This window comes from Acinetobacter sp. LCT-H3 (assembly GCF_001866125.1).
In the GTDB taxonomy this organism is placed as follows: domain Bacteria; phylum Pseudomonadota; class Gammaproteobacteria; order Pseudomonadales; family Moraxellaceae; genus Acinetobacter; species Acinetobacter schindleri.
Genome location: NZ_MODX01000047.1, coordinates 1 through 10,365, shown reverse-complemented (window position 1 = coordinate 10,365; position 10,365 = coordinate 1). Strand labels below are relative to the sequence as shown.

Below are 10,365 nucleotides of genomic sequence, written 5' to 3'. Positions count from 1 at the left end.
TTGATTTATGAAAGAGATCTAGTNTTGATTTATGAAAGAGATCTAGTATCTGCTAAACCTTGCCAATCTGCTTTTAAATACCTCAAATGCATTATTTTGGCTAGAATCAAAAATTTAAATTGGTAGGTATTTGGTAGGTAGGATTCTTTTTAACTTCATTCAATACTCATATTACGGTGAGGGTCACCGATAAAATAATCAATGAATGGTAGAAGGAATAACACCATGGCTTTTAAAAATATTTCAGATCAAACTAACGGTTTTTATATTCCCTGTGTTTCACTTTTTGGTCCGGGCTGTGCTAAAGAAATCGGGATCAAAGCACAAAATTTAGGCGCCAAGAAAGCACTGATTGTAACTGATGCTGGCCTGTTTAAATTTGGTGTTGCAGATGATATTGCAGATTATTTGAAAGAGGCAGGTGTTGACAGTTATATTTTCCCAGGTGCGGAGCCCAATCCAACTGATATTAACGTGCATCATGGAGTTGAAGCTTATAATGAAAATGCCTGTGATTTTATTGTATCGTTAGGTGGGGGCTCATCACATGACTGTGCCAAAGGCATCGGTCTGGTCACTGCAGGTGGCGGACATATCCGTGATTATGAAGGGATTGATAAAAGTACCGTTCCGATGACACCACTGATTGCAATCAATACCACGGCAGGGACAGCTTCGGAGATGACACGTTTCTGTATCATTACCAATACCGATACCCATGTGAAAATGGCGATTGTAGATTGGCGTTGTACCCCACTCATTGCGATTGATGACCCTAAACTGATGTTAGCCAAACCTGCAGGCCTGACTGCGGCAACAGGGATGGATGCTCTGACACATGCGGTCGAGGCCTATGTATCTACGGCCGCCAATCCCATCACTGATGCCTGTGCAGAAAAGGCGATCACCATGATCAGTGAATGGCTCAGTCCCGCAGTGGCGAATGGGGATAATCTGGAAGCACGGGATGCCATGAGCTATGCCCAGTATCTTGCAGGCATGGCTTTTAATAATGCCTCTTTAGGTTATGTGCATGCGATGGCGCATCAGCTTGGTGGTTTCTATAACTTGCCACACGGGGTCTGTAATGCGATTTTGCTCCCACATGTCTGTGAGTTTAACCTGATTGCCTGTCCGGAGCGTTATGCCAAAATTGCCCAATTGATGGGGGTGAATATAGAAGGTTTAACTGTAACTGAGGCAGCTTATGAAGCGATTAACGCCATTCGGCAGCTTTCATCGTCAATTGGCATTCCATCAGGTTTAGCGGAATTGAATGTAAAAGAAGCTGACCTCGCCACTATGGCAGAAAATGCGCAAAAAGATGCCTGCATGTTAACCAATCCACGTAAGGCCAGTCATGCTCAAGTCGTGGATATTTTTAAAGCGGCAATGTAATACCTCCTTGTAAGTCTTATTTTCAATCATCTGACTTACACTTTAACAGGCCTTATTTCGCCTACTGAAGAAGTATGCCAATAGCAATTCATTGCTTTTGGCTACCGCTTTTACCTTCATAATAGGATAAAAAATAGAGGGGAATTATTTTATAAGTCCCCTAGCCTAAAAATATCCATGTTTATCCTAGAGCATAAAAATATCCTAATTTCTTCTACTTCGTTCCAGCCAGAAAAAATTTCCCATCGTATGATCTTAATATCATATTTAATCTCTGAGGAATAAACTGTACGTCCTTCAAATGACATGAAGATGATCGTAGCTGATATCAAGCATCTAGGCAAACAGCAAACTGGGTAGCCACTGATAAAAATTTTAGGATCAGGTTCAGTCTAAATTAATAAGTAAACTCACAGTAAGCAAGGATAATACTTAATATTCCAGAATATTCCTATTTTAACTGTTTAGCTTTGTACCGACAGTTACATCAGCTTTAAAGATTTTTATATTTTAACAGAGTCTGATGAACGGGATGGTTTTTGGGCATCAGTTCAATCAGGCGTTCTACAGCATCAATCGCTTCAGGAAAATGTGCCACATGTTTCAGCAAGACATCGGTTTCATTAGCCTTGAAAATGGCATCGCTCAGGCGTGATTCCAGACAATCTCTCCAAGCGCATAGAAATGGACTTTCTGTTCTAGCCAGAAATACGCCGGTACATAACTTCAAGGCTGAATCGATATACCCAGCATCTAAAGATTGCTCTGTCATTAAAAAATCAGCCTCTACATGCGCCAATAAACGATAGGGTCTGGACCCCAGCATACCACCTAATACATCGCGTAACTGTGACATTTCTGCTTTTAAAGTACCCATACTGACCTTGCGCTCGCCATATAAGGCTTGATGCAAGGTATCTAGACTCAGACCCTGCGGACATAAGGCTAGAAGGGTCAGAATTTCAATCTGTCGAGGAGTCAGAACCAGCATCTTGCCATTAAACAGCACTTGAGGTACTGAAAAAGCCCGAATAAACAGGCGCTGCTTCTGGCATTCTAGTAGAGCCGACTGGATAATCGTAGCACAGCGCTCCGCAGCTAGTAGTGCTAAACTGTTATGCTTTGGCCAGGTAGTCGACAGATCAATGACACCTAAGACCTGTTTTGAATAGGGATCAATAATCGGGGCAGCGTAACAAACCCAATCATGAATGGAGGACATGTAATGTTCACTGGAAAAGACACAGCTGGATTGTTGAGTTTTTAAGGATAATGCCAATGCATTGGTTCCGACTAGCTCTTCGCGCCATTGCCCACCTTCAATAAAATGTACACTTTCTGCGGCACTTTGCATTTGTGGGCTAGAAGCTGCCCAAATGATGGTGCTGCCGATATCTCCGACCGCCAGCACCATAGAAGATTGCTCGGCAATATGTTTTAAATCCTGAGCACAATGTTGCAGGGCTTGGGCTAAAGTTGAGGAAGAAGTGGTCTTTTTTAAATCCGTCAGCGGTGCTGCTAAACGATTCTTCGGGATTTCAGCCGAGGATGAACGTTGCCAGGAGCTGGCAATACTCTGTCCCAGCTGTTCTGCAAGTAAGGGAGACAAACTGCTGTTTTGCCGAAGCTGATCAGTATTGTGCCTTTTTTCCATCAAATCTTGTTTTGTCATCATTCCTTATTCTCACAACAATTCATGATTTACATCCGCTGTAATCGTTATTTTTTTAAAATGGATGAAAATATCGTGAACATGCTAGCTCCAACCTTTTTCCAACCTTATACCAGTTATATTAATCAAATAAGATGCAGAAGTACCTTATACCAAAGCTGTAGAAGCGGTTTTGCCATACGAAAATAAGCAAAGGAAATAAATATGCGTTACGTCGATCCTAATCAACCTGATTCAAAAGTTCATTTTAAAGCACAATACGAGAATTTTATTGGCGGCGAATGGGTCGCTCCGGTCAAAGGTGAATACTTTGACAACATCTCTCCGGTAGATGGCAAAGTCTTTACCAAGGTTCCGCGTTCTTCTGTAGAAGACATTGAATTGGCCCTGGATGCAGCGCACAAAGCCAAAGAACAATGGAACAGAGCATCGCCGACCACCCGCTCCAATATTCTGTTGAAAATTGCCGATCGTCTGGAACAAAATCTGGAACTGCTGGCAGTGGCAGAAACCTGGGATAACGGCAAACCGATCCGTGAAACGCTGGCTGCCGATATTCCGCTGGCTATTGACCATTTCCGTTATTTTGCCGGCTGTATTCGTGCGCAGGAAGGCGGCATTTCCGAAATTGATGAAGATACCATTGCCTACCATTTTCATGAACCGTTGGGTGTAGTCGGACAAATCATTCCCTGGAACTTCCCGATTCTGATGGCTGCCTGGAAACTGGCACCTGCCCTGGCTGCGGGTAACTGTATCGTGCTGAAACCTGCGGAACAGACTCCGGTCAGTATTCTGGTGCTGGCTGAACTGATTCAGGACATTTTGCCGCCGGGCGTATTAAATATCGTCAATGGCTACGGGGTCGAAGTCGGCCGTCCACTGGCGACCAATCCTCGTATTGCCAAGATTGCCTTTACCGGTTCAACCGCAGTGGGTCAGATGATCATGCAATATGCGACTGAAAATATTATTCCGGTGACTCTGGAACTTGGCGGTAAATCACCGAATCTGTTCTTTGCCGACATTATGGATCAGGAAGATGACTATCTGGATAAAGCGCTGGAAGGCTTTGCCATGTTTGCCCTGAATCAGGGTGAAATCTGTACCTGCCCTTCCCGTGCCCTGGTGCAGGAAAGTATTGCCGATGAATTTCTGGCGCGTGCAGTAGAACGGGTGCAACGCATTAAAACCGGTCATCCACTGGATACCGACACCATGATTGGCGCGCAAGCCTCACAGGAACAGCAGAACAAGATTCTGGGCTGTATTGCCACTGGCCGTGAAGAAGGCGCACAAATCCTCACCGGCGGTGAAGCACGTCATGAAGTGGGTCAAGGTTTCTATATTGAACCGACCATCTTTAAAGGCACCAATGACATGAAGACCTTCCAGGATGAAATCTTCGGGCCTGTATTGGCTGTGACCACCTTTAAAGACTTTGATGATGCGATCAAGATCGCCAACGATACGATTTACGGACTCGGTGCCGGGGTCTGGTCACGCTCAGCGCATACTTCCTACCGTGCTGGCCGTGCCATTCAGGCCGGTCGGGTCTGGACCAACTGTTATCACATCTACCCTGCGCATGCGGCTTTCGGTGGCTATAAAAAATCCGGCATTGGTCGTGAGAATCACAGAATGATGCTGGATCATTATCAACAAACCAAAAATCTGTTAGTGAGCTATTCGACCAAACCAGCCGGGTTCTTTTAAGAAGTGAAATACATTCAAAGCGAACTTCGGTTCGCTGTGAATGTATGGTAGCTAGCTTTCACAAAATATCAGCAACATCTTCAAGCTGCGGCCAATTCAAATAAAGTTTTTAGTCTATAAACACTTTTTTTAAAGGAAAGAGCATCACCTCAAATTTCTATTTGCAATAGTGTCATTTCAAGATAATTTCACTCTATAAAGATTTCGCCACATTCTCCAGCCATTCAGTGCAAGAAGAATAAAGAGAAAATAGAGTACGGCTGTTAAATACAATGATTTATGGGTGTACATACCGACATAAATCACATCTAGAACACACCACAAGCCCCAGCTTTCAATATATTTTTTTGCCGCCCAATAACTTGCCACCAAGCTAAAAGAGGCTAACATGGAGTCCAACCAAGGGAGTGATGCTGTGGTGAAATGAGCAAATAAGGCGCCAATCACCAGACCGGCGACAATACCCACAATCAGGCTATATACCCAGATTTTTTTATTCAAATAGCCAATCTGCACGGTGATAGCCTGGTCATAATTTTTCTTCGACCAGCTATACCAGCCATACAGTTGCATCAAGATAAATACGGCTTGTAATGCTGCGTCTGCAAATAAATTGACACGATAAAAAATAATCATATATAAAAATACAGCGACAATATTCACCAACCAGCAGACTTTATATTGTTTGGAGGTCAACCAGACACCTAAAATGTTTAAAATGAACGCTGCAATTTCTATATTTTCCATAACAATATAACCTGATTAAGCAGCCAATTTAGAAGTTCAGATTGAATGACAAGGTTGCTGTACGCGGCGAACCCAAGAATAAATAATCGTCACCCAAAAATTCACCTGCATCACGCCAGTATTTCTTGTTGAACAGATTATTAATATTCAAGCGCAGCAATGCATCGGTCGTATTTAGCTTAAATTGATAAGCAGCGCCTAAATCAACCACACTATAACCTGCAACTTTCGCAGCACCCTCTTTGTTGGCATATTTGCTGGAACTGTATTGACCACCTGCCAGAACAGTGAAACCTGCAATGCTCGGTACGTTATAGCGAAGATGTGTTGCGAAACGAGCTTTTGGCACGTTTTGCGCCTGATGATTACCATATTCAACCGCTTCTACATTTTCTAAACGGGCTTTAGTCAAGGCAAAAGATGAAGTTAAGGCCAGATGGTCGGTTAATGCACCATTCAGTCCTAATTCCAGGCCCTGACTATGCTGTTCGCCTTCCGCAATAAAATAGCGAAGTCCTGAAATCGGCTTGCTATATTGGTTGTCTTGGCGTAAATCAAATAGCGAGGCAGTCAATAAAAACTGCTTGATCTGTTGTTTTAGGCCAATTTCATATTGCTCTGAATAGATCGGTGCTAGAGTTTCAGCCGCATTCTCTGCAAACCAAGGCGCTGTTTTTCCATCTGACAGGCCTTTAGCATACGAGGCATAGACGGTAGTCGATTCCAAGGGGCTATAGCTGATCGCAAATTGCGGTAAAAATTTGCCTAAATCGGTATCGCGTACTTTTACCTGACCTTCACCATAAGCTTGCTCATCAAGCTCAATCCATTTTCCGCCAATCAAAGTAGACCACTGTTTATTCCATTCAATACGGTCTAATGCTGTAAATGCAGTTTGTTTACTTTTAAGTACTTGATATTTTGGTCCAGCATTCGCTGTTACTGGGGAAAAATCTATGGTTTCTGTATAAATATTACCTACACCAATCCATTTCCATTCATTGACACCAGCAAAACGATCTCGCGATTTATTGGTTTGTGTAATATCAAAATGTAGATAATGTTGCGCCCAATTGGTATCAATCACCCCATCTAGTTTGACTTTAAATTGGTTGGTTTTAAAGGTTTCATCTGGATTCTGATAATCGTAAATATCATACTCGCCAGCTTTACCAAACGTGTTACAGGAATACTCTTCCAGACAGCCTTCCCGATAATAACCATAAGCAAAGCTTGAATAGTCATCAACTCTGGATTTACTGTGTGCTGCAACGAGTCCCAAGTTCCAGTCATCATTCAATGAATAGCTATATTTTAAACTGCTATTCAGACTATCGATCGTGACCGGTTTACCCCAAGTCTGATAACCAAGTAAACGCTCCCATTTCACATTTTCTGGGACTTTGCCATCGAGTAATTGATAACCTGGCACTGATCGTTGTTCTGAACGCTGTGCTTCAAGATCAAATTCCAATTTAGATTGCTCAGATGTTTTCCAATCTAAGGCCAATGCCGCTAAATAGCGTTCACCATCCACATGATCGACATAAGACTCCATCTGTTCATTCACCAGATTAATGCGATATCCGAATTGTTGCTCATCACCCAAAAAACCACCGAGATCAGTTGCCACTGAAAACTGGCCGTGTTGATCGGCCGAGAATGTCAGTGCCTGAATATCTTTCGGTCGCTTGGTGACATAATTCACAACCCCACCCGGGGTCGACATCCCACTTTGAATCGCGGACATGCCTTTTAAAATTTCCACACGTTCTTTATTTTCAAGTGCGACGTTTTGTTCACCACGAATCACATTGCCATTAATGAGGTAGCTAGATGCCAAATCGAGTGCAAAGCCACGCGAGACAAAGTTTGGATAATAGCCAATTGCAGCATAGCCCTCACCGATGGCTGCATCATTTTTTATAACATCGCTCAGCACACGAGCATGTTGTTCAGCAATGAGATCAGCAGTCAAAATAGAGACCGATGCAGGTATTTTTTGCAGACTGTCCGTAGCAAATCCCTCAACATTCACTTTAGCACTCGAGTAAGGAATGCTTTGATCGGCTGTGATAACAATCGTGTCAAGCTTTTGAACATCGTCTTCAGCATAAGTCAGCGGGACTAAACACAGCTGCGACAGAATGATCATATTTAAAGATCGGATTAATACATTCTGTTTGAGTTGACGAGTGTTCATACGAAACCTTATGTCTGTGAAGTGGGTGATGATGCTGGGTTTAGAGAGAGCATTGAGAAGATTGCAATTCATCTTGAATGAGCCGGGTTAAGGTCTGGGTAAATTGTTGACCTTGTTCGCCAAAGAACCAGTCCACATGACCGATAATCCAGTCGTAATAAGCAGCATCTGCATGTTGCTGGTTTTGAGTAATCCCAACAAAATACTCAAGCTCTGAAAAAGCGAAATCCAAATGCACGATTTTCAGTAGTTCTGGCAAAATACTAAAATCTTCTTGTGGATGTACTTCAGAAAAATAAGCATGTAGAAAGGCAGTTAAACCAGCTTCATCAATCTGAATATGTGGGCTCTGCTCTAATTCCAACCAATCAATGAAATTACGTTCAATCGTCACAGCCAGATCATAAAGTGCAGAGTTTCGGTCAGATAAACCAAAATCAATTACGGCAGTAATTTCAGCTTTGGCATCCGGCGCTGACCAAAACAGATTAGAAGCGTGTAAATCGTTATGGGTCCAAATTTTGCTTGCCTGTTGCAATACAGGCTGAATACGCTGGTGAACCTGTAAGATTCGATCTAAAAAGTAAGGATCTAAATTTTTATCGGCAAAATAACGGCTTAATTCTGAACTGTTTGCAATGCGCTGTTGAATGGCTGTAATGATATTTTCACTGTCTAAAAGCTGCTGATTGGAAACCAAATAAGATGCTGATCTGCCCTGCTGTTCGGGAAAATCCTGCATCGCCAGATGTAGTCTGGCCAGTAAAGCCCCTGCCTTGGCGGCATGTTCAGCATAGAAAAAAGGTTTCCAGGATTGCTGATCTGCATACAGATCTAAACCGGCTGCTTTTGCATAGACTTCATAGGTCCAGTCACCCAGCTCTAAAGCAGTCAGATCTTGATTTGACCTAATCAATGCTGCAACAGGAATTTCTTTGCTGGCTAAATGCTGAAGAACGGCATGCTCCTGTAAAATATCCTGGGCACGACGAAATGAACAATGACTGCGCTTGATCAAATACTGATGCGCGACTGCTTCATCCCTGCTCACAAAATCCTGCTCCACCTTGACCAGCGCCGCAGATGAAAATGGCCGGGGACTACACCACAAAATCTGAATATGACCTTGTAAACAGGAATAATGCTGCTGCAGACTTTGTAATTCTGGATCAGAAATATGTGCCCAGTCTTTATTTTCCCAGGCATTGCCCATACCATGACCTAAATCATCAGTCATTGTGGTCATTATCAATATTCCTGGGCCAGATCATTATGTAATAATGGAAAATCATTGTTTAGGCGAACATGCAAACAGTATTTTTAAATACATTTAATATTGAAGACACGCCCTAAAATTAAGTGGTACATACCAGTATTAAATTGGAGGCAAGTTTAGCCGTATAAATATAAAAATAAAATAGATCTCTCGCATAAATCAAAAAATGATCTTCTTTTTGGTTAATATTCGAACTCCAGATTTCTTAGCATTCGCGCATAATCTGCGGATGAAATACATCAATTCAAACAAGCTTTCTGATCCTCAGTTCAAGCGATAACATAGTTTTGAAATGCACCGTAATTCATTTTCATGACTTCACTAAGTAGCTCTTTAAATCCATGTTCCTCAGCAGCAAATTCTACCAGTGATTCATTGTTCAGATCAGTAACACATGCCATGGTCGAAATGACCTGTACACTATGAGCTTTGAATTCGCCCAGGTATATTTTGTTGAATTAGGTTTTTTTTATTAAGATATTTAAGGGAAAATTCTCACGGAAAAAATGTTTTTTATCACTGAACCATATACAAGTAGCTAAATTATCCTGCAATTTTTCAACCATCATTGGATGACTACCGTAAACTAGGTAAACAATATCACCAATATAGATATTATTCATCTTTAGTCAGCCAAGTATAAAATCAAAATTCTGAAACTTCTGATAAATAAATTAATGCCATCAATTGAGGACTTTTTTTAAACTGAGAAAGCGTTTATAAAGTCCAATTAAGTCCTTGTCCCATTTTATAAATAATGAGTATTAATGCAATTACCATTAGTAAAATCACAATGGCTTCGACCTTAGTGAGCATCTTAAATTCTCCACCTTTTATCTTTTATATAATAAACAAAGTTAACAATAGATAACAATAAGGTTACAAAAAAATTACTAGATGTTACAAAAACAAGGCTGGTAAAGAAAAATCTCTCAGAGGAGGTGCTAATTCTTTTCAAACTTAACCTTATGTACTGGGCGATGTCCTGTATAAGACTCATGACATACTGCGATTAATCAACACCACCTTCTTCTTCTAAACTTAATAAGAAAGTATGGACACCCTGCATGTCATTTAACTCAATATTATTGCCGATCCATTTCATCGTAGTTGGTTTCATATTGTTTATGTCTTCTTGGATTTTATTGTAGGGGGGATTACCGCAGTTGACCATTGCTATGCTCTTTTTATCATTTGCCATTAAATTATCTTCCCTATAAAAGATTTTCAAGAAAATCGGTCTGTATTTGGCCAGTCAATGCTACAAAAAAACTCATCCGATAAGTATTCTTACATAAACCCGAGGTTCTATAACTTGGATCCTGAATATCTTACTGAACCGTACCGGGTTTG

The 10,365-nt window shown here is 41.6% G+C and carries 8 protein-coding genes; 2 read left to right on the top strand and 6 right to left on the bottom strand.

Annotated elements, in window-relative coordinates; translation table 11 throughout:
- Window positions 1–225 precede the first annotated feature (225 nt).
- Entirely contained in the window at window positions 226–1,398 is a 1,173-nt protein-coding gene (gene mdh, locus BK820_RS14430) for an iron-dependent methanol dehydrogenase (RefSeq protein ID WP_071321291.1), read from the top strand.
- A 493-nt stretch (window positions 1,399–1,891) separates the two neighbouring features.
- Here mdh and BK820_RS14425 read toward each other — a convergent pair whose 3' ends face one another.
- Window positions 1,892–3,073, bottom strand: a complete 1,182-nt coding sequence (locus tag BK820_RS14425; RefSeq protein WP_071321290.1) for a sigma-54-dependent transcriptional regulator family protein — start codon at window positions 3,071–3,073, stop codon at window positions 1,892–1,894.
- 201 nt (window positions 3,074–3,274) lie between these two features.
- Here BK820_RS14425 and exaC point away from each other — a divergent pair, with 201 nt between their 5' ends.
- Entirely contained in the window at window positions 3,275–4,786 is a 1,512-nt protein-coding gene (exaC, locus tag BK820_RS14420) for an acetaldehyde dehydrogenase ExaC (protein ID WP_071321289.1), read from the top strand.
- Window positions 4,787–4,963: 177 nt separating this feature from the next.
- Here exaC and pnuC read toward each other — a convergent pair whose 3' ends face one another.
- The 5 genes from pnuC to BK820_RS15545 form a co-directional block, all read right to left on the bottom strand.
- Entirely contained in the window at window positions 4,964–5,533 is a 570-nt protein-coding gene (gene pnuC, locus BK820_RS14415; protein WP_071321288.1) for a nicotinamide riboside transporter PnuC, read from the bottom strand.
- A 28-nt stretch (window positions 5,534–5,561) separates the two neighbouring features.
- On the bottom strand, window positions 5,562–7,736 hold the full coding sequence (locus BK820_RS14410) for a TonB-dependent siderophore receptor (protein ID WP_071321287.1): 2,175 nt from the start codon (window positions 7,734–7,736) through the stop codon (window positions 5,562–5,564).
- A 40-nt stretch (window positions 7,737–7,776) separates the two neighbouring features.
- Complete coding sequence (locus BK820_RS14405; protein ID WP_071321286.1) at window positions 7,777–8,982, bottom strand: phosphotransferase enzyme family protein; 1,206 nt, start codon at window positions 8,980–8,982, stop codon at window positions 7,777–7,779.
- Between the two features lie 299 nt (window positions 8,983–9,281).
- Window positions 9,282–9,413: a hypothetical protein gene (locus BK820_RS15805; RefSeq protein WP_005100775.1), complete on the bottom strand. Its 132-nt coding sequence runs from the start codon at window positions 9,411–9,413 to the stop codon at window positions 9,282–9,284.
- Window positions 9,414–10,024: 611 nt separating this feature from the next.
- Entirely contained in the window at window positions 10,025–10,213 is a 189-nt protein-coding gene (locus tag BK820_RS15545) for a hypothetical protein (protein ID WP_164542878.1), read from the bottom strand.
- Between the last annotated feature and the right edge of the window lie 152 nt (window positions 10,214–10,365).